Annotated in this window: 14 protein-coding genes; 5 read left to right on the top strand and 9 right to left on the bottom strand. The window is 67.7% G+C overall.

Annotated elements, in window-relative coordinates; all coding sequences use genetic code 11:
• Positions 1 to 53 precede the first annotated feature (53 nt).
• The 5 genes from KVS69_RS00705 to KVS69_RS00685 are packed head-to-tail and all read right to left on the bottom strand — an operon-like array spanning position 54 to position 5704.
• A complete protein-coding gene (locus tag KVS69_RS00705; protein ID WP_217535811.1) occupies positions 54 to 1121 on the bottom strand; it encodes a heparan-alpha-glucosaminide N-acetyltransferase domain-containing protein in 1068 nt (355 codons plus the stop codon).
• Positions 1118 to 2266, bottom strand: a complete 1149-nt coding sequence (nagA, locus tag KVS69_RS00700) for an N-acetylglucosamine-6-phosphate deacetylase (protein WP_217535807.1) — start codon at positions 2264 to 2266, stop codon at positions 1118 to 1120. Before nagA ends, KVS69_RS00705 begins: the two co-directional genes overlap by 4 nt.
• Positions 2266 to 3294 (bottom strand): SIS domain-containing protein, encoded by a 1029-nt coding sequence (locus KVS69_RS00695; RefSeq protein ID WP_217535801.1) that lies wholly within the window; start codon positions 3292 to 3294, stop codon positions 2266 to 2268. The genes nagA and KVS69_RS00695 overlap by 1 nt, the downstream gene beginning before the upstream one ends.
• Positions 3295 to 3301: 7 nt before the next feature.
• Positions 3302 to 4369: a LacI family DNA-binding transcriptional regulator gene (locus KVS69_RS00690; protein WP_217535799.1), complete on the bottom strand. Its 1068-nt coding sequence runs from the start codon at positions 4367 to 4369 to the stop codon at positions 3302 to 3304.
• 42 nt (positions 4370 to 4411) lie between these two features.
• Positions 4412 to 5704: a sugar MFS transporter gene (locus tag KVS69_RS00685; protein WP_068854025.1), complete on the bottom strand. Its 1293-nt coding sequence runs from the start codon at positions 5702 to 5704 to the stop codon at positions 4412 to 4414.
• A 414-nt stretch (positions 5705 to 6118) separates the two neighbouring features.
• Between KVS69_RS00685 and KVS69_RS00680 the strand changes: the two genes are divergently transcribed.
• From KVS69_RS00680 to KVS69_RS00670, 3 genes are all read left to right on the top strand, one after another.
• Positions 6119 to 7090: a glucokinase family protein gene (locus KVS69_RS00680; protein ID WP_217535862.1), complete on the top strand. Its 972-nt coding sequence runs from the start codon at positions 6119 to 6121 to the stop codon at positions 7088 to 7090.
• 62 nt (positions 7091 to 7152) lie between these two features.
• Positions 7153 to 9816 carry a TonB-dependent receptor gene (locus tag KVS69_RS00675; RefSeq protein WP_217535796.1) on the top strand — a complete coding sequence of 888 codons (2664 nt, stop codon included), beginning with the start codon at positions 7153 to 7155 and terminating at the stop codon, positions 9814 to 9816.
• A gap of 116 nt (positions 9817 to 9932) precedes the next feature.
• Positions 9933 to 12269, top strand: coding sequence for a family 20 glycosylhydrolase (locus KVS69_RS00670; protein WP_217535794.1), 2337 nt, complete (start codon positions 9933 to 9935; stop codon positions 12267 to 12269).
• A gap of 199 nt (positions 12270 to 12468) precedes the next feature.
• Here KVS69_RS00670 and KVS69_RS00665 read toward each other — a convergent pair whose 3' ends face one another.
• Both KVS69_RS00665 and KVS69_RS00660 read right to left on the bottom strand, forming a co-directional pair.
• A complete protein-coding gene (locus tag KVS69_RS00665) occupies positions 12469 to 12858 on the bottom strand; it encodes a VanZ family protein (protein ID WP_217535791.1) in 390 nt (129 codons plus the stop codon).
• Position 12859: 1 nt separating this feature from the next.
• Entirely contained in the window at positions 12860 to 14044 is a 1185-nt protein-coding gene (locus tag KVS69_RS00660; protein ID WP_068854809.1) for an SAM-dependent methyltransferase, read from the bottom strand.
• A gap of 55 nt (positions 14045 to 14099) precedes the next feature.
• On the opposite strand from KVS69_RS00660, the gene KVS69_RS00655 reads away from it, so the two are divergent.
• Positions 14100 to 14837 carry a pteridine reductase gene (locus tag KVS69_RS00655; RefSeq protein ID WP_068854029.1) on the top strand — a complete coding sequence of 246 codons (738 nt, stop codon included), beginning with the start codon at positions 14100 to 14102 and terminating at the stop codon, positions 14835 to 14837.
• Between the two features lie 189 nt (positions 14838 to 15026).
• On the opposite strand, the gene folK is transcribed toward KVS69_RS00655, so the two are convergent.
• A complete protein-coding gene (gene folK, locus KVS69_RS00650; RefSeq protein ID WP_217535788.1) occupies positions 15027 to 15512 on the bottom strand; it encodes a 2-amino-4-hydroxy-6-hydroxymethyldihydropteridine diphosphokinase in 486 nt (161 codons plus the stop codon).
• A gap of 84 nt (positions 15513 to 15596) precedes the next feature.
• Between folK and KVS69_RS00645 the strand changes: the two genes are divergently transcribed.
• Positions 15597 to 16334: a 20S proteasome subunit A/B gene (locus KVS69_RS00645; RefSeq protein WP_184125636.1), complete on the top strand. Its 738-nt coding sequence runs from the start codon at positions 15597 to 15599 to the stop codon at positions 16332 to 16334.
• 50 nt (positions 16335 to 16384) lie between these two features.
• Here KVS69_RS00645 and KVS69_RS00640 read toward each other — a convergent pair whose 3' ends face one another.
• Positions 16385 to 17905, bottom strand: a complete 1521-nt coding sequence (locus KVS69_RS00640; RefSeq protein ID WP_217535785.1) for an ATP-binding protein — start codon at positions 17903 to 17905, stop codon at positions 16385 to 16387.
• Positions 17906 to 17908 lie beyond the last annotated feature (3 nt).

Genomic DNA, 17908 nt, shown 5'->3' with positions numbered 1-17908 from the left:
GCGGAGGTAAAATTTGGGCGGTTTCTGGATATTCGCGGAAACGGCCCGCGCATTCATATTTTGAGGTATACCCCGCGACGGTCCAGCGCCCACGCGACGACCCACCAGAACAGCACGAACCCTACGGCACACAGCAGCGACGCCAACGCCGGCATGCCCGGCAGCGCGCGGGCCAGCGCCGCGTAGTACGCGGCCCATGCGCCGCTGGCGATCAGCACCAGCGCCATCACCGACGAGCCCAGGTAGGCCGCGATCGCGTTGACCCCGAATCGGCGGCCCAGTGCCGGCCAGTGCCAGCGGTCGACCAGCAGGTGCGCCAGCAGCAGCGCGACGATCGACAGGCCGCCGGTCCACAGGACGTAGCTGGGCGTCCACAGGTTCTTGTTGAAGGGCAGCACCGGCGCCAGCAGCAGGCCGCCGCCGAGCAGCACCAGCCCCAAGCCGCCCAGCGCCCCCACGTTGCCGGCTCGCAGCCAGCGGCCGGCGATCAGGCCCAGCAGCGTGGTGGCGAGAGCGCCGGCCGTGCTGAGCAGGCCCTCAGGGTCGTGGCCCAGCCGGGTCACCGCGTCGTACTTGTAGAGGAACGGGGCAAACAGGGCAGTGTCCACCCGGCTGACCGGGTTCAACCACGGGGCCAGCGTATCGGCGCCCAGCAGCAACGCCGCGTAGCCCAGCAGCAGGCCGGCCAGCACGGCCCACTGCGTGCGCGCACGGGTGTGGATCGCCAGCAGGCCCACCATCGCCACGCACACGGCGATGCGCTGCAGCACGCCCCACAGCCGGTACGCCGGCAGCTCGAACAGCCACCATGCCAACACGTGCAGCAGCGCACCGGCGAGCAGGATGCGCAGCGCACGCTGCAGCAGCGTGCGGGCCAGCGCCGGCCGCAACGTGGGATCCGCCGCGCGCGGTGCGAGGCTGTAGGCCAGCGACACCCCGGCAATGAACAGGAACAGCGGGAAAATCAGGTCCGTGGGGGTAAAGCCGTGCCAGTCCGCATGCAGCAGCGGTGCAAACACATGGCTCCAGTCGCCGGGGTTGTTGACCAGCAGCATCGCAGCCACGGTCAGCCCGCGCAGGGCATCGATCGAGCCCATGCGCGAAGAGGAAGGCGTGCTCATGCGTCCTCGCGCTCGCCGGCGATCCAGGTCGCGCGCACCTGCAGCGCGTCGTCGAGCAGCACCAGGTCGGCCTGGTAGCCCTCGGCGATCTCGCCGAGGCGATCATCCACGTTGAGGAACTGCGCCGGGTAGCGCGAGGCCATCCGCGCGGCCTCCTCCAGCGTCAGACCCAGCAGGTCCACTGCATTGCGCACGGCGGTGGCCATGTCCAGCGCCGAACCGGCCAGCGAACCGGCGGCATTGCGCACCACGCCGTCCACAGCGGTGATCACTTCGCCATAGAGTTCGTAGCTGGGGCTGTCGGCACCCACCGGCGGCATCGCATCGGTGACCAGCATGACCTTGCCCTGGGGCTTGGTTGCCAGCGCCACGCGCAGGCTGGCCGGGTGTACGTGCACGCCGTCGGCGATGATGCCCACCCAGCTGCCGCGATCTTCCAGCGCCGCACCGACCGCACCGGGCTCACGCCCAGTCAGTGGCGACATCGCGTTGTACAGGTGGGTAAAGCCGCGGATGCCCGCCTCCAGCCCCGCGCGTGCTTCCTCATATGTTGCAGCGGTGTGCCCGGCGGCGACGATCACCCCGCGTTCGACCAGCGCGCGGATGCTGTCCAGCGGCACCCGTTCCGGGGCCAGGGTCAGCAGGGTCACGCCGTTGTCGAGCGAGGCCGCCATCGCGATCTCATCGGCATCGGGCACGCGGAACTTGTTCGCATCATGGGTGCCCTTGCGGGCCGGCGCGATGTACGGGCCTTCCAGGTGGATGCCGATCACCCCGGGCACGCCATCGGCAATCGCCTGGCGGGTCGCGTCGATCGCCTTACGCATCACCTGCACGTCGTCGCTGATCAGCGTCGGCAGCAGCGCGGTGGTGCCAAACCGGCGGTGCGCGGCGGCCAGCGTGCGCAGGCTCTCCACGTCGGGCGTGTTGTTGAACAGCACGCCACCGCCACCGTTGACCTGCGCATCGATAAACCCGGGCAGCAACCAGCCACCCCCCAGATCCACCTGCTCGGCCGCACTGCCCAGCTGCGGGGCGGCATCGGACACCAGCGCGGTGATGCGCCCGGCTTCGATCACCAGCGCGAGATCATCCCGGAAGCCATCAGCGGTAAGGATGCGGGCATTGCGCAGGACGGTCTTCATCAGACGGTCTCCGTGACCTTGTTCAGGTGCGGCGGCAGGTCCGGGTTGTGACCGCGGCGCAGCGCCAGTGCGTTGATGGCCTTGTAGAACGCCTGCACGGTCAGCAGCGGCGCGCAGGCCGGGTGCGGTGCCTGCGGCAGCGGCAGGTCGCCATCCGGAGCAGCCAGCCAGACCTGCGCGTCGCGCGCGGCGAACTCGGCGGCGACCGCGCGGGTGCCTGCGCCGGTTTCATCAGGCTGGGCGAAGGCCAGCACCGGGAAGCCCGGGCCCACCAGTGCCATCGGCCCGTGCTTGACCTCGGCCGAGCTGTAGGCTTCGGCGTGCAGGCCGCAGGTTTCCTTGAATTTCAGCGCCGCTTCCTGGGCCGCGCCCAGGCCCAGGCCACGGCCGACCACGAACAGGTTGTGCGCCGGCACCAGGCCGTCGGTCAGGGCGGACCAGTCGCTGTTCCAGGCCTGGCGCAGTGCGTCGGGCAACGTGCGCAGCGCGGCGATCAGCCCGGCATCCTGGCTCCAGTACGCCACCAGCTGCAGGATCGCCGACAGCGAGGCGAGGTAGCTCTTGGTGGCTGCCACGCTGCGTTCGGCGCCCGCGCCCAGTGGAATCACGGTTTCGGCCAGCTGCGCCAGCGGCGAATCTTCCACGTTGACCAGTGCCACCACGCGCGCACCGGCCGCGCGCGCGGCCTCGGCGTTGCGCAGCAGGTCCGGGCTCTTGCCCGACTGCGAAATGACGATGTACAGCGCGCCGCGCAGCTGCAGCGGGGATTCGTACACCGAGCCCACCGACGGCGAGGCCGAGGCCGTCACCAGGCCCAGCCTGGTTTCCAGCAGGTACTTGGCGTACGTGGCGGCGTGGTCGGAACTGCCGCGCGCGCAGGTCACCACGAACGGCGGCGGCGCCGCGCGCAGGGTCGCGGCCAGCGTCTGCACCGTCGCTTCGTTGCGCGCGAACTGCGCGGCGATCACGTCGGCCGCTTCGGCGGCTTCGCGGAACATCAGGGTGTCGTGCGGGGCTGGCAGGGACATGCGGGACTCAGGTGGTTTCAGGGGTGGGGGGCCGCGCGCCGACCGGCCGCATCGGCGCGGTCGAACCGCGCACGACCAGCTGCGGTACGAAGCCCTGGTTCTGCAGCTGCAGCGGCGCATCGTCATACGCATCGCTGCGCAGCTGCGCGATCAGCAGGCGCGCGGCATGCCGCGCGATGTCTTCGGTGGCCTGCTTGGCGGTGGTCAGCGGCGGCCACGACTGGCGCGAGAACGGGCTGTCCTCGAAGCCGGCAATGGACAGGTCGTAGGGCACGTTCATGCCGGCCGACTTGGCTGCGGCGAGCACGCCGGCGGCGATTTCATCGTTGGAACCGAAGATCGCGGTGGGCGGCTCGCGCAGCGCCAGCAGCCGGCGCGCGCCACGGAAACCGTCGTCGAAGGTGTAGTCGCCCTGCACCACCAGGTGCTTGTCCACGGTCATGCCGTAGTCGCGCAGCGCGGCTTCGTAACCGGCATGGCGTTCGCCGCTGGAACGGTGCGAGGAGCCACCCCAGAGGAAGCCAATGCGCTGGTGGCCGAGCTGGATGAGGTGTTCGGTGATTTCGTAGGCAGCCTCGCGGTCGTCCACGAACACGCACGCGCCATCCTGCGGATCGGCGGTGGCGGCGATGATGCGGACCAGCTTGATGCCGCGCGCGGTCAGCGCGGCGACCAGGTCGCGGCGTTCGGACATCGGCGCGGTCAGCACCAGCCCGGCCAGGCGCGAACGCTGCACCCAGTCGGCGAGCTCTTCGGCCAGCATCGGCGAACTGGAATCGCAGGGGTGGATCTGCAGCCCGAAGCCGGTCTCGCGGCACGCGGCCAGCACGCCGTTCTGCACACCGATGATGTGGTACGGGTTGGGGTTGTCATAGACCAGCCCGATCACCAGCGTGGTGCCGGTGCGCAGGTTGCGTGCGGCGGGATCGGGCTCGTAATCGAGTTCGGCGATGGCGCGCAGCACGCGCGCGCGCGTGGCCTGCATGACCGACGGTTCGTTGTTGATGACCCGCGAAACGGTCTTCAACGACACCTTGGCCCGTTCGGCGACATCCTTGATGGTCGCTCTACGCATGCTCTTTTCCTGGCTCACCGGTTGGGCGTCCATGATCGCCGATCACTGCCCGTCGCGGGGCAGCCCGACCCGGTGGCCGCGCAGGGAGTAGAACAGGATGTAGAGGTAGCACGGGACCATCAGGCCCGCGAACACCCACTGGAAGTCGAAATGCTGCTTCAGCACGGCGAACGCCTGCGGGATGATCGCGCCACCGGCGATGGCCATCACCAGCAGCGCCGAGCCGGTTTCGGTGAAGCGGCCCAGGCCCCGGATCGCCAGCGGGAAGATCGCCGGCCACATCATGGCGTTGGCAAAACCCAGCGCGGCCACGAAGCCGACCGACACATAGCCATGGGTGAACAGCGCACCGATGCAGAACAGCACGCCCAGGCTGGCCGAGATGCTCAGGTAACGCTGCTGCGAGACCAGGTGCGGAATCAGCGCCAGGCCGGCCAGGTAGCCCACCAGCATGGCGAACAGGGTGATGGAGGTGAACAGCTTGGTCTGGTCCAGCGGCAGGCCGAACCCGTGCCCGTAGGTGCCGATGGCATCACCGGCCATCACTTCCACGCCCACGTACACGAACAGGCACAGCACGCCCAGCCACAGGTGCGGGAACTGGAAGATGCTGCTGCGTTCAGCCAGGCCGGGCGCGCGCGCCGGGGTGGCGTTGGCTTCGGCGGTCTTGATTTCCGGCAGCGGCGAGAACAGCACGCCCACCGCGAGCACCACCAGCAGGCCGGCCATGGCCATGTACGGCATCTGGATCTTGGCCGCGAAGGTATCCAGCAGCGCGTTGCGGGTCACCGGGTCGGCGCTGGCCACCTGCTCGGAGAGGTCGCCGATGCCGTGCAGCACCAGGGTGCCGATCAGGAACGGGGCGATCATGCCGGCGATCTTGTTGCAGATGCCCATCAGCGCGATGCGGCGCGCGGCGGTTTCGATCGGGCCCAGGATGCTGATGTACGGGTTCACCGCCGTCTGCAGCAGGGCCAGGCCGCTGCCGATGATGAACAGGCCGCTGAGCGCACCGGGATACCAGCGCTGCTGCGCGAAGTGCGCGAACACCACCGCACCGGCGGCCATCACCAGCAGGCTCAGGCTCAGGCCCTTCTTCATGCCGGTGCGCTTGAGGATCCACGAGGCCGGCAGCGCCAGGAAGAAGTAGGACAGGTAGAACACCATCAGCACGAGGAAGGCGCCGACCTCGTCCAGCTCAAAGGCCAGTTTGACGAAGGTGATCAGCGGGCCATTGAGCCAGGTGAAGAAGCCGATCAGGAAGAACAGCACCCCGATGATGAGGATCGAAGTGGCCACGCTCGAACGCGCGGTAGCAGCAGGCACGGCAGACATCTGGAGGGCTCCTGCATCGACGGCACGCGGGCGGCGTCGGAAGAGTGGCTGGGAACAACGTTGTCACATTTATTCGATGGGCCACCCGGCTTTGTCAACAATTGGTTTCCGCGCAGATCGGGGAAAACCGCATGCTGCATCTGCACAGAAACCCCGCAACGCCCCGCTGCGCCTTCACACAGCCCCTGATTGCAACGGCTTTACGAGATCTTGACGGGACTGGACTGAAAACGTTTTCTTGTGACGCAGGTCGCTGCGCCGCAGCATCGAAAGTGTGAGGTTATCGTTGACATCGTTGTCAGAACGATTACAGACTCCGCTCAATCGCCGGGGTCCAGACCTGGCCGTACGTATCCCAAGGGAGCCCGTGTGACCGCAGCCGCCCACGCCGTATCGGCCAACGCCCCCCTCTCGATGCCGCCGTTCCTGGCGGCCGACGTGGGCGGCACGCATGTCCGCGTGGCCCGTGTACAGGCCAGCCCGGACCCGGCCCATCCGGTCCAGCTGCTCGAATACCGCAAGTTCCGCAACGCCGACTACGCCGGCCTGAGCGCGATCCTGCAGGCCTTCATCGCCGACGGCGACCGCCCCGCGCACTGCGTGGTGGCCACCGCCGGGTATGCCCGCGAAGACGGCACGGTGATCACCGCCAACGTGCCGTGGCCGCTGTCGGCGCGCCAGATCGAGGCCGACCTCGGCCTGGAAACGGTGTACATCGTCAATGACTTCGAAGCCGTGGCCTACGCCGCCGCGCAGGTCGATGCCAGCGGCGTGCTGCAGCTGACCGGCCCGGCCACCGCCCCGCGCGGTCCGACCCTGGTGGTTGGCCCGGGCACCGGGCTGGGTGCGGCGCTGTGGATCCCGACCGCGCATGGCGCGGTGGTGCTGGCCACCGAAGCCGGCCAGCCGACGCTGGCGGTGAGCACCGAGCTGGAAATGGCGATCGTGCGGCAGATGCAGCGCGACCTCGCCCACGTCTCGGTCGAACATGCGCTGTCCGGCCCGGGCCTGATGAACCTCTACCGCGCCCTGTGCGCGATCGAAGGCCAGCCGGCCGTGCTGGCCACGCCCGATGCGATCACCGCCGCGGCCGTGGGCAACCAGGACGCACTGGCCCGCCAGAGCCTGGACGTGTTCTGCGGCCTGCTCGGCAGCACCATCGGTGACATGGCGCTGCAGTACGGCGCCCACGGTGGCGTGTACCTGGCTGGCGGCATCCTGCCGCAGATCCGCGAATACCTGTTGAACAGCACCTTCGTGTCCCGGTACCTCAACAAGGGTCCGATGCGCGAGGCGCTGGAACGCATACCCGTGAAGGTGGTCGAGCACGGGCAGCTGGGCGTCATCGGCGCCGCCAGCTGGTACCTCGGCCGCACGGACGCTTGATCGCACGCATCGCAAACCGCACGCCGTCGCTGGCGCACCAACGATTGATGAGGAGAGACATCATGAACCACCGCAAGAGCCTGCTTTCGGCAGCCATTTTCAGCTGTATCGCCTTCGGCGCCCATGCGCAGGAAGCACAGCCCACCGCCACCGACCTGGACACCGTGGTCGTCACCGGTATTCGCGGTTCGATGGAGAAATCCCTCGACACCAAGCGTGATGCCAATGCGCGCCTGGAAGTGGTCACCGCCGAAGACGTCGGCAAGCTGCCGGCGCACAACGTGGCCGACACCCTGCAGCGCCTGCCCGGCGTGAACATCAGCTCGGCCAGCGCCGACGAAGGCGGCTTCGACGAAGCCGACCGCGTCAGCCTGCGCGGCACCAGCCCCAGCCTCACCCAGACCCTGATCGACGGCCACAGCGTCGGCTCGGCCGACTGGTTCGTGCTCAGCCAGGGCAACAACGTCGGCCGCAGCGTGAGCTACTCGCTGCTGCCGTCGGAACTGGTCAGCTCGGTGGAAGTGAACAAGTCCTCGCAGGCCAAGCTGCAGGACGGCGGCACCACCGGTACCGTCAACATCATCACCCGCACCCCGCTGCAGTTCTCCAAGCAGATCAGCGCGGAAGCATCGGTCGGCGCCGTGCGCTCCGACCAGGCCGACTCCACCGATCCGCAGTACTCGGGCCTGTTCAACTACAAGAACGCCGACAACACCTTCGGCGTGCTGGTGCAGGGCTTCTACCAGAAGCGCGAACTTCGCCGCGAAGCGCAGGAAATCCCGGGCGGCTTCACCAAGATCGCAGCGACCGACCCGGTGGCCGCGACGAACCCGGACCTGATCGGCGTCAGCGTGCCCGGCCTGCTGGGTTCGACCCTGTTCGAACAGACCCGCGAGCGTAAGGGTGGCCTGGTGACCCTGGAATGGAAGCCGATCGACAGCCTCACCCTGGCCCTGAGCGGTTTCACCTCCGAACTGGAAGCGAACAACTACAACCGCAACTTCATGCTCTGGGGCGGCAACTTCGCCAAGAGCCAGGCGCCGAACCCGGGCTACACCGTCACCGACGGCGTGCTCACCAACGCCACCTACGCGGGCGTGCCGGGCACCGACTACGCGGTGTACGACATGATCTACCGCGAGGCAACCGCAAAGACCAGCTACGTCACCTTCGACGCCGACTGGGCGATCAACGACAACCTGACCGCCAACTTCCAGGCCGGCACCACCAAGGGCACGGGTGAGACCCCGCGCCAGTTCATCGCCGAAGTCACCCTGGGCCGCGGCGGCGGCGCCAGCTGGGCCACGCACGGTGCCAGCTCCCCGGCTGACTGGAGCGTGGGCGGCGACATCGGCCCGACCGGCGTCAGCAGCTTCGGCACCTGGGGCAATCAGCTGGTCAAGGCTGAGGACGAGGAGAAGTGGGCCACGCTCGACTTCAACCAGTACTTCAGCGACGGCGGCGTGTTGAGCTCGCTCGACTTCGGCCTGCGCTTCGCCGACCACGAGCGTGAAGCACTGTCGCCGGAAGGCGCCAGCCCGGGCGACATCTGGTCGGCCCTGGAAGGCAGCGCCACCGGCCAGTACCCGAGCAATTTCGCCAGCGGCGTCGGCGGCACCTTCCCGCGCGACATCTGGTACTACACCCCGGATGCGCTGAAGACCGCGATCCTCAACAACTCCACCTGGCTGTACGGCAATGACGGTCCGACCGGTCGCCACAACTACGGCGCCGAATGGAAGGTGAAGGAGAAGAACTTCGCCGGCTACCTGCAGGCCAACTTCGCCGGCGACTGGTGGAGCGGTAACGTCGGCCTGCGCTACGTGAACATCAAGCAGGACATCGACACCTACCTGGCCGTCAGCGACGCGGCCCGTGCCGACGTGAGCAGCCTGTTTGGCATGTGGCAGCGCCAGGCCTTCCAGAACAAGCACGATCGCGTGCTGCCCAGCGCCAACATCAAGTTCGACCTGGACGACAGCCTGGTGCTGCGCGTGGCCGCGTCGCAGACCCAGACCCTGCCGGATTACTCCGCGCTGGGTGCGTCTGCCTGGGGCTCGGACCTGAACCGCACCGGCGGCGGCGGCAACCCGAACCTGAAGCCGACCCTGTCGACCAACCTCGATGCCAACCTCGAGTGGTACTTCATGCCGCGCGGCCTGCTTTCGCTGGGCGCATACCACATGGACATGAAGGACTACATCGCCTTCGACGTGGTCAACCGGCAGCTGTACAGCGAACTGACCAACCAGCTTGAAACCTACGCGGTCTCCACCCCGATCAACGCCGACGGCAAGGTCACCGGCGTGGAAGTGGCGTACGAACAGCCGATCGGCGAGAACTTCGGCATCAACGCCAACTACACCTACGCCAACGGCAGCTCGGCGCACACCTGGGCCGACGGCAGCCACAACCTGCTGGGCACCTCGAAGAACACCTACAACGTGGGCGCCTTCTTCGAGAATGAAACCTTCGGTGCACGCGTCAGCTACACCCGCCGTTCCTCGTTCCTGATCAGCCTGTCCGGTGCGAACCCGTACTACCAGGATGATTTCGGCACGCTGTCGGCCTCGCTGAGCTACGCACCCACCAAGTGGATGAGCATCACCCTGGATGGACTGAACCTCAACAACCCGACCTACAAGTACTACCAGAGCGCGTCCATTCCGACCTCGTTCTACTCCAACGGTCGCCAGTACTACCTGAACTTCCGCTTCAAGTACTAATGTGGCATTGGTGTGCCGGCCAACGGCCGGCGCTACCCGGTGGGCCGTTCCGGCCCACTGAAAACGGGTCCGGAACCGGGCCCGTTTTTTTTAAACCGCACCAAAGGAATGACCCGATGCACACCCGCACCCGTCGTACCTCGCTGTCGCTGCTGCCGCTGGCCCTGGCGCTCTCGCTGGCCCCGCTGGCACATGCCACCGATGCCCAGGCCCCCGATGGCCCGCGCGCCCTGCCCGGCTCGTTGCCACTGATTCCCGCCCCCGCCCAGCTGCAACGCCTCGAAGGCGCGGGCTACACCGTCACCTCCACGACCGCGCTGCGCGCGCAGGGCGCGGCCGCCCAGCGCGTGGCCAGCCTGTTCGCGACCCAGCTGCAGCACAGCGGTGGTCCCGCGCTGGTCGTGGCCACCGCGCGCGGCAATGACGGCATCCGCTTCGTGCTCGACGCCACCCTGAAGACCGGCGCCGAGGGTTACCAGCTGCGCAGCGATGCGCGCGGCGTGACCGTGCAGGCCGCCACCGAAGCAGGCCTGTTCTATGGCGCGGCCACCCTGTCGCAGCTGCTCACGGGCGGCAGCGACGGTGTCGTGCCGGCACTGAAGATCGACGATGCGCCGCGTTTCAGCTGGCGCGGGCTGATGCTCGATTCGGCGCGCCACTTCCAGAGCCTGGACGAGATCAAGCGCGTGCTCGACGCGATGGCCGAACAGAAGCTCAATACGTTCCATTGGCATCTCACCGATGACCAGGGCTGGCGCATGGAAATCAAGCGCTACCCGAAGCTCACCGGCGTGGGCAGCTGCCGCATTCCGGCCGGCGATGGCGGGCGCGACCCGGCCACCGGTGCGCCGCGCCCGTATTGCGGCTTCTATACCCAGGACCAGATCCGTGAAGTGATCGCCTACGCCGCCGCGCGGCATATCCAGGTGATCCCGGAGATCGACGTGCCCGGCCACGCCACCGCCGCCATCGCCGCGTACCCCGAGCTGGGCACGATCGATACGCCGTTGCAGCCACTCAGCGAATGGGGCGTGTTCCCGAACCTGTTCAACACCGAAGAAAGCACCTTCGAGTTCCTGGAGAACGTGCTGGAGGAAGTCATCCAGCTGTTCCCCGCCAAGTACGTCCATGTCGGCGGCGACGAGGCGGTCAAGGACCAGTGGGAAGCCTCCGCGCGCGTGCAGGAACGCATGCGCGAAGTGGGTGCCGGCACCGAAAACGAGATGCAGGCGCACCTGATCAAGCGGCTGGAGAAGTTCCTCGAACAGCACGATCGCCGCCTGATAGGCTGGGATGAAATCCTCGAAGGCGGGCTGCCGCCGGAAGCCACGGTGATGTCCTGGCGCGGTACCGAAGGTGGCCTCAAGGCCGCCAGCGAAGGCCACGACGTGGTGATGTCGCCGGTCACCGACATGTACATGGATTACCTGCAGACCAACTCGGAAAACGAGCCGCCGGGCCGGCCGCTGACCACCCCGCTGGGCCGCGTGTACGGGTTCGAGCCGGTGCCCGACAGCCTGGCCCGCGACAAGCAGCAGCACATCCTGGGCCTGCAGGCCAACATGTTCACCGAGCACACCCGCAGTGTCGCGCGCCTGCACCACAACGTGTTCCCGCGCCTGGCCGCAGTCGCCGAAACCGGCTGGTCGCCGCGTGAGCGCCGCGACTTCGCCGACTTCCTGGCGCGCCTGCCGTCGCAGCTGCAGCGCTGGCAGGCGATGGGCATCGCGTATGCGCAGACCCCGTTCGAAGTGGAAGCGGATGTGAGCGACGACCGCAAGGTGGGCACCGCGACGTTGGCACTGCGCAACCCGCTCAACTACGAGATCCGCTACAGCGTGGACGGTAGCCCGGTGACCGCGGCGTCGCCGCGCTACACCACGCCGCTGACCCAGCCGCTGCCGGTGGGGGTCCAGGCCGCCACGTTCTTCGACGGGCAGGCGCTGGCCAAGGCGGCCAGCCGCTTCGACGTCACCGCGCAGTCGTTGCTGAGCCGTACTGACGAGCACCTGGCGATGTGCCCGGGCGAAGGCAAGCTGCTGTTGCGGCTGGAAGACGACGGCCCGGCCGACGGCGCGCGCGCGATCTTCAACGTCAACATCTTCAACCCGTGCTGGCTATGGCAAGGCGCGGATGTGGACGGCATTGCGAAGCTGCGGGTGCGCGCAGGGCAGATTCCGTACTACTTCCAGCTGGCCCACGACGAGCCGCAGCGGCGCTTCGTGCCGGCGCGCAGCGCGCATGGTGAGATGGACATCCTCAACGCGCAGTGCGATGGCAAGCCGTTGGCCAGCGTGCCGCTGCCGGCCACCCCGGGTGCGGATGGATTCATCACGCTGGAAGCGGCGCTGCCGCGTTCACTGAAGGGCCGCCAGGACCTGTGCGTGCGCTTCACCGGCGACACCCGTCCCACGATGTGGGTGCTGGAAACGCTGGAGCTGGTGCCGCGTTGATGAAGTAGCGGTGCCGGCCCATGGCCGGCACCCGTGTTGCCTGAATGAGGTAGGGTCGGTTCCCAAACGACCGCCGATAACGTGTCCGAAACCGGTAACGCATTGCAATCAACGGCAACGGCTTCTGCTTCGTTGCAGGTCATGCGTTACCGGGCGTTGATACGTTCACTGCGGTCGTTCGGGAACCGACCCTACCCGGCTAGCCCTTCATGCGTAAAAGCAGGTCGCGCAGCGGCGTGAATACCGTTGCCATGCCGACCACCACGCCGACGCTGTTGGCCAGCGCATCCATCGGGTCGGCCATGCGGTCGGTGGTCAGCGCGCCCTGCAGGAATTCAATGCCCACGCCCAGCAGCACCAGCCCGGCGCCGGCCCACAGCAGTGCCCCGCGCGTGCGGTAGATCTGCACCGCCGCCGAGGCCAGCAGGAAGTACGCAAGGAAGTGCTCGACCTTGTCGCTGTTCTGCGGCAATGCCAGCGGCGGTGGAGGGATCAGGCAGACCACGATCGTGACCGCGATCGCCAACCACCACAGCCCCAGCCACACGCGCGGGAAGCGCAGCGGCTTCAACATTCCGGTCGCACTCATTTCAGAGCCGCCAGGTCAGGTCGCCAAGCAGGAACGCCGGATCGAAGTCCACGTCGCGCTGGAAGCCCATCACCTGGAAGCGCTCGCCCATCTCGCTGGGCAGGGTGAGTTTCTTGACCTGGTCACGCAGGCGCAGCTTGCCGATCTCGTCGGCACGTTCCTCGGCCAATGCCAGCAACCCATCCAGGCCGTTGCCGAGCAGGAAACTGGACTGGGTGCAGTAGCCGGCCAGCTCGAAGCCGGCATGGGTGCCGGCTTCGGCCAGCGCGGTGAAATCCACCGACGCGGTCAGGTCCTGCAGGCCCGGCCAGAGGAACACGTCGTTGTGCACATGGTGACGGTAGAAGGCGCGCACGGTGCCGTCATCGCGATCGTCGCGGTAGTACTCGTTGCGCGGATAGCCGTAATCCACGAACAGCATCGCGCCGCGCTTCAACCCGCCAGCGACCGCCTGGATCCAGTACGGCAGGTGCGGCAGCAGCTCGGAACGGTAGCCATCGGCGAAGGGCTTCTCACGGTAGCGTTCCAGATGGCGCACGGCCGAGGTGAGCATGGCATCAGCCGGTTGCGCGCCGCGCATGAAGCGCCCGTCGGCATCCAGTTCCACGGTTTCTTCGTAGACCATGCCGTCGCGCGCCAGGAAGCGCGGGGTCGGCAGCGCATCGATGACTTCGTTGGCGAACACCATGCCGTCCCAGTCGTCGTCGAACGGGCCGTCCAGCCATTCCACCAGGGCGAACAGCGGCGGCACCAGCGCCTTCTCCAGGCGCTCGCGCTGGCGCTCGCGCAGGTCCGCGCTGGGTTCCAGGATCGCATAGCGCTCCGGCAGCGCATCCAGTTCCAGCATGCGCTTGAGCAGGATCTCGGCGAACGCACCGCTGCCGCCGCCCAGTTCCAGGAAGCGCGCCTGCGGCCCCAGCTGCTGCATGACCGGGGCCACCGCGTTGGCCACCGTGGCGGTGAAGAGTGGGCCCAGTTCCGGAGAAGTGGTGAAATCCCCCGCCGCACCGAACTTGCTGGCACCGGCGCTGTAATAGCCCCAGCCCGGCGCATACAGGCTCAGTTCCATGAACCGGGCAAATGGCATGGCACCGCCATTGGCGAGGATTTCCGCGCGCAGGGCAGCGGCCAGTTCGTCGCTGTGGGCCAGGGCGTCGGCGTCGGGCGTGGGCAGGGAGGTATGCATGGTGCGGGCGATTGCGGTGACAATGCACAGCATAGCCGAGCAGGAAGGAGCCCCGATGACCGCCACCACACCCGTCGTGCTGATCACCGGCAGCGCGCGCCGGATCGGCGCCGCCATCGCCCGCCAGTTCCATTCCTGTGGCTGGTCGGTGGTGCTGCACGCACACACCTCCACCGCCGAGCTGCAGCAGATGGCCTTCGACCTGGACATGCTGCGCCCGGGCAGTGTGCTGGCCCTGCAGGCCGACCTGCGCGACGCCGATGCCCTGCCCGACCTGGTCGAACAGACCGTGGCCCAGTTCGGGCGGTTGGATGCGCTGGTCAACAACGCTTCCAATTTCTACCCCACCCTGCTCGGCCAGATCACCGCCGACCAGTGGGACGACCTGTTCGCGGTGAACGCCCGGGCGCCGCTGCTGCTGGCGCAGGCCGCCGCGCCGCAGCTGCGCCGCCACCAGGGCTGCATCGTCAACCTTACCGACCTGCACGGCACGCAGCCAATGCGTGACCACCCGGTCTACGCCGCCGCCAAGGCCGCGCTGGAAATGATCACCCGCTCGCTGGCGCTGGAACTGGCGCCGAAAGTCCGGGTCAACGCCGTGGCGCCGGGCGCGATCCTGTGGCCCGAGCAAGGCAAGGACGATTTCGCCCAGCAGGCGTTGCTGGCACGCACCCCGCTGGGCCGCACCGGCACGGTGGAGGAGATCGCCGAGGCCGTCTACTGGCTGGTCAACGACGCCCCGTTCGTGACCGGTCACACGTTGCGGGTGGACGGCGGCCGGATGTTGACGTAATGCGGGCCGTTGGTCGATTGATCCCGATCCCAATGGGCCCCTAACGGTTCGTAGCCCCGGCCGTTGGCCGGTAACCGCGCGCAGCGCGGCCCAAGCGCCCGGAGCCGGTCACCCGATGGTTGTGGCCAACACCCCGGCGTTTACACGTTCCGAAGCCGCGCCTTTGGCGATGCCCGCCATTGGACGCTGTCACCCCAGTTCGACGATCTCGAACGCGTCGTCATGTTGCCGATGCGCCCGCCACAACGTGGCCAGGTCCAGGCCGCTGACCGGGTCGATGAAGTCCGGCGCGATATCGGCCAGCGGCTTGAGCACGAACGCGTGCTTCAGCTCCGGCCGCGGAATCCTTAGGTGCCCCGGGCCTTCCACGATCAGGTCCCCGTAGAACACCACGTCGATGTCCAGCGTACGGTCGCTGAAACGTGGCCCGCTGCGGTCACGCCCGTGGGCGTCTTCCACGGCGTGCAGCCACCGGTCGAGGTCCTCCAATGGCTCATCGGTCTCGATTGCCACCGCGTTGTTGAGGAAGGCCGGGCCATCGAAGCCCACGGCGGCGGTGCGGTAGGCCGGGGACACCCGGATATCGCCGAAACGCCCGCGCAGCGCGGCCACCGCAGCGTGAAGATGCTGCTGCGGTTGCAGGTTGCTGCCCAGGCTCAGGAGCACAGTGGTCATGGTATTCAGCGTACGTGGGGCGAATCCACACGGGGCCAACAGGGGCTCCGCATAGAATCGGGGTGCACATCATAGGACACCGACATGACCTATTGCGTCGGCATTGCGGTGGACGAGGGCCTTGTCTTCGCCGCCGATACCCGTACCAACGCGTCGCTGGACGACGTACGCGTGCACCGCAAGCTGCACGAATTCGAGTTTCCGGGCGAAGCGGTCTTCGTCATCATGGCCGCCGGCAACCTGGCCACCACCCAGCTGCTGATCTCGCGGCTGCACCGCGACGTGGAGGAACAGCGGCCGGAAAACCTGCGCGCCTACCGGCACCTGTTCGAGGTGGCCGAGTACGTGGGCCGGGTGCTGGTGGACAGCCAGGTCAAATGCAGCAATCCCGAACACGGCCATGACGGGGTCAACACCCAGGCGACCCTGATCCTGGGCGGCCAGGTCGGCGGTGAACACCCCGGGATGTACATGATCTACCCGCTGGGCAACGCGATTGCCGCCTCGCCGGAAACGCCGTTCCTGCAGATCGGCGAATCCAAGTACGGCAAGCCGATCCTGGACCGCATCATCCGCCCGCAGACCCGGCTGGACGATGCCGCGCGCACGGCAATCGTGTCGCTGGATTCGACCATCCGTTCCAACCTTTCCGTGGGCCTGCCGGTCGACCTGGTACTGCTGCGCGCTGGCGACCTGCGCATCAGCCACCGCATGCGCCTGGCCGGCGACAGCCCGCTGTACGCGGAGATCCATGGCAACTGGTCGCGGCGGCTGGAACACGCCGTGGCCAGCCTGCCCAGTTTCCCGTGGGAAGATGCGTAGATACCGACCGTTGGTCGGTATTCCCCAGCGTCACGACCAACGGTCGTGACCTACCGTGTGGGCGCCAGCGCCTCGGCCACCGAGCGGAATACCTGCTGCATTTCCAGCGGTTTGCGCAGCACGTGCACCTCCACGCCCTCGGGGAACGCGTCCAGCGGCACCGGAACCTCGGCGTCTTCCAGCACCAGCGCCGGGCCGCGGTAGCCCAAGGTGGCCATCTCATCGAGCAGGTGGCTGGCTGAAAGCAGCTTTGCCCCTGCATCGGCGATCACCAGCGCCGGCATCGCCTCCTGCTGCATCCAGCGCAGCGCAGCACCGCCATCGGAGGCCAGCTGCAGGTGATACCCCTGGCTGGACAAAGCATTGCCCAGCAGCGACAGCCGGGTGGCTTCGCCATCGACCACCAGGATCGACTGCCCCGCACCCGCCGCTACCGGCTGTGCCTGTGGGGCCGCATCGACAGGCGCCTGGCGCATCGGCAGCCGCAGTTCGAACCGGCTGCCCACGCCCGGCGTGCTTTCCACCCGGATGCTGCCCTGGGCGCCTTCGATGATGCGCTTGCAGGAGATCAGGCCCAGCCCCGTGCCGTTGACCTTGGTGGTGAAGAACGGGTTGAACAGGTGCGCCAGCACCTCGGCGCTCATGCCCACGCCCTCGTCGGTCACCGAGATGTGCAGCCAGTCCTGGCCATGCGCATCCGGGGCGGCCGCCGCGCGCAGGGACAAGCGCCCGCCATTGGGCATGGCCTGGATCGCGTTGAGCGCCAGGTTCAACAGCACCTGCTGCAACTCGGTGTAGTTGGCATCCACCGCCAGGGCCGGGTCGTCCACGTCCAGATGCAGGCTCACCTGCGTCGGCAAGGTACTGCGCAGCAGCAGCTCCATCGCCTCGAACAGGTGGGCGATCTGGATGCGCTCGCTCGGGGTGCGCGAGCCGCGCACGAACGACAGCATGGATTCGGCCATTTCATGCCCGCGCCGCCCACATTCGGCGATCACGTCGGCCAGGTGGTGCAGCTGCGGATCATCGGTGCGGGCCTTGAGCAGCTCGGGCATGATCAGCAGCGGCTGCAGGATGTTGCGCAGGTCGTGGCTGAGACCGGCGGCCAGCAGCGACAGGCTTTCCAGGCGCTGCGCGCGCATCAGCTCGGCTTCCACCCGCTGGCGGTCGATGGTGCCGCGCGCCTCGCGCACGGCACGCGCCACCGCCGACGGCAGCCGCGCCGGCTGGTGCTTGATGATGTAGTCGTTGGCGCCCTGGTGCAGCGCGGCCACGGCATTCTCTTCGCCGATCGTGCCCGACACGAAGATGAAGGGCACGTCCGGGTGCCAGCCGCGCACGATCTCCAGCGCCTGGTTGCCCGAAAAACCGGGCATGGCCAGGTCGGACAGCACGATGTCCGGCGCGAACCGCAGCAACGCATCGCGCAGTTCGGCAGCGGTCTCGACCCGCTCGAAGCTGGCCTCCAGCCCGGCGTCGAGCATCTGCCCGCACATCAGCTCGGCATCTTCGGGCGAATCCTCCACCAGCAGGATGCGCAGGTGTCCCAGCGAGGGGCCGGTGAGCGGCATGGG

The organism is Stenotrophomonas sp. GbtcB23, from assembly GCF_019091045.1.
GTDB classification, from domain to species: Bacteria; Pseudomonadota; Gammaproteobacteria; order Xanthomonadales; family Xanthomonadaceae; genus Stenotrophomonas; species Stenotrophomonas rhizophila_A.
This window is presented reverse-complemented; position numbering and strand designations above follow the sequence as displayed.

Excerpts from the sequence above, each read along its gene's own strand:
- KVS69_RS00705 (WP_217535811.1), bottom strand. The coding sequence starts at position 1,121 with ATGAGCACGCCTTCCTCTTCGCGCATGGGCTCGATCGATGCCCTGCGC.
- nagA (WP_217535807.1), bottom strand. The coding sequence starts at position 2,266 with ATGAAGACCGTCCTGCGCAATGCCCGCATCCTTACCGCTGATGGCTTC.
- KVS69_RS00695 (WP_217535801.1), bottom strand. The coding sequence starts at position 3,294 with ATGTCCCTGCCAGCCCCGCACGACACCCTGATGTTCCGCGAAGCCGCC.
- KVS69_RS00690 (WP_217535799.1), bottom strand. The coding sequence starts at position 4,369 with ATGCGTAGAGCGACCATCAAGGATGTCGCCGAACGGGCCAAGGTGTCG.
- KVS69_RS00685 (WP_068854025.1), bottom strand. The coding sequence starts at position 5,704 with ATGTCTGCCGTGCCTGCTGCTACCGCGCGTTCGAGCGTGGCCACTTCG.
- KVS69_RS00680 (WP_217535862.1), top strand. The coding sequence starts at position 6,119 with ATGCCGCCGTTCCTGGCGGCCGACGTGGGCGGCACGCATGTCCGCGTG.
- KVS69_RS00675 (WP_217535796.1), top strand. The coding sequence starts at position 7,153 with ATGAACCACCGCAAGAGCCTGCTTTCGGCAGCCATTTTCAGCTGTATC.
- KVS69_RS00670 (WP_217535794.1), top strand. The coding sequence starts at position 9,933 with ATGCACACCCGCACCCGTCGTACCTCGCTGTCGCTGCTGCCGCTGGCC.
- KVS69_RS00665 (WP_217535791.1), bottom strand. The coding sequence starts at position 12,858 with ATGAGTGCGACCGGAATGTTGAAGCCGCTGCGCTTCCCGCGCGTGTGG.
- KVS69_RS00660 (WP_068854809.1), bottom strand. The coding sequence starts at position 14,044 with ATGCATACCTCCCTGCCCACGCCCGACGCCGACGCCCTGGCCCACAGC.
- KVS69_RS00655 (WP_068854029.1), top strand. The coding sequence starts at position 14,100 with ATGACCGCCACCACACCCGTCGTGCTGATCACCGGCAGCGCGCGCCGG.
- folK (WP_217535788.1), bottom strand. The coding sequence starts at position 15,512 with ATGACCACTGTGCTCCTGAGCCTGGGCAGCAACCTGCAACCGCAGCAG.
- KVS69_RS00645 (WP_184125636.1), top strand. The coding sequence starts at position 15,597 with ATGACCTATTGCGTCGGCATTGCGGTGGACGAGGGCCTTGTCTTCGCC.
- KVS69_RS00640 (WP_217535785.1), bottom strand. The coding sequence starts at position 17,905 with ATGCCGCTCACCGGCCCCTCGCTGGGACACCTGCGCATCCTGCTGGTG.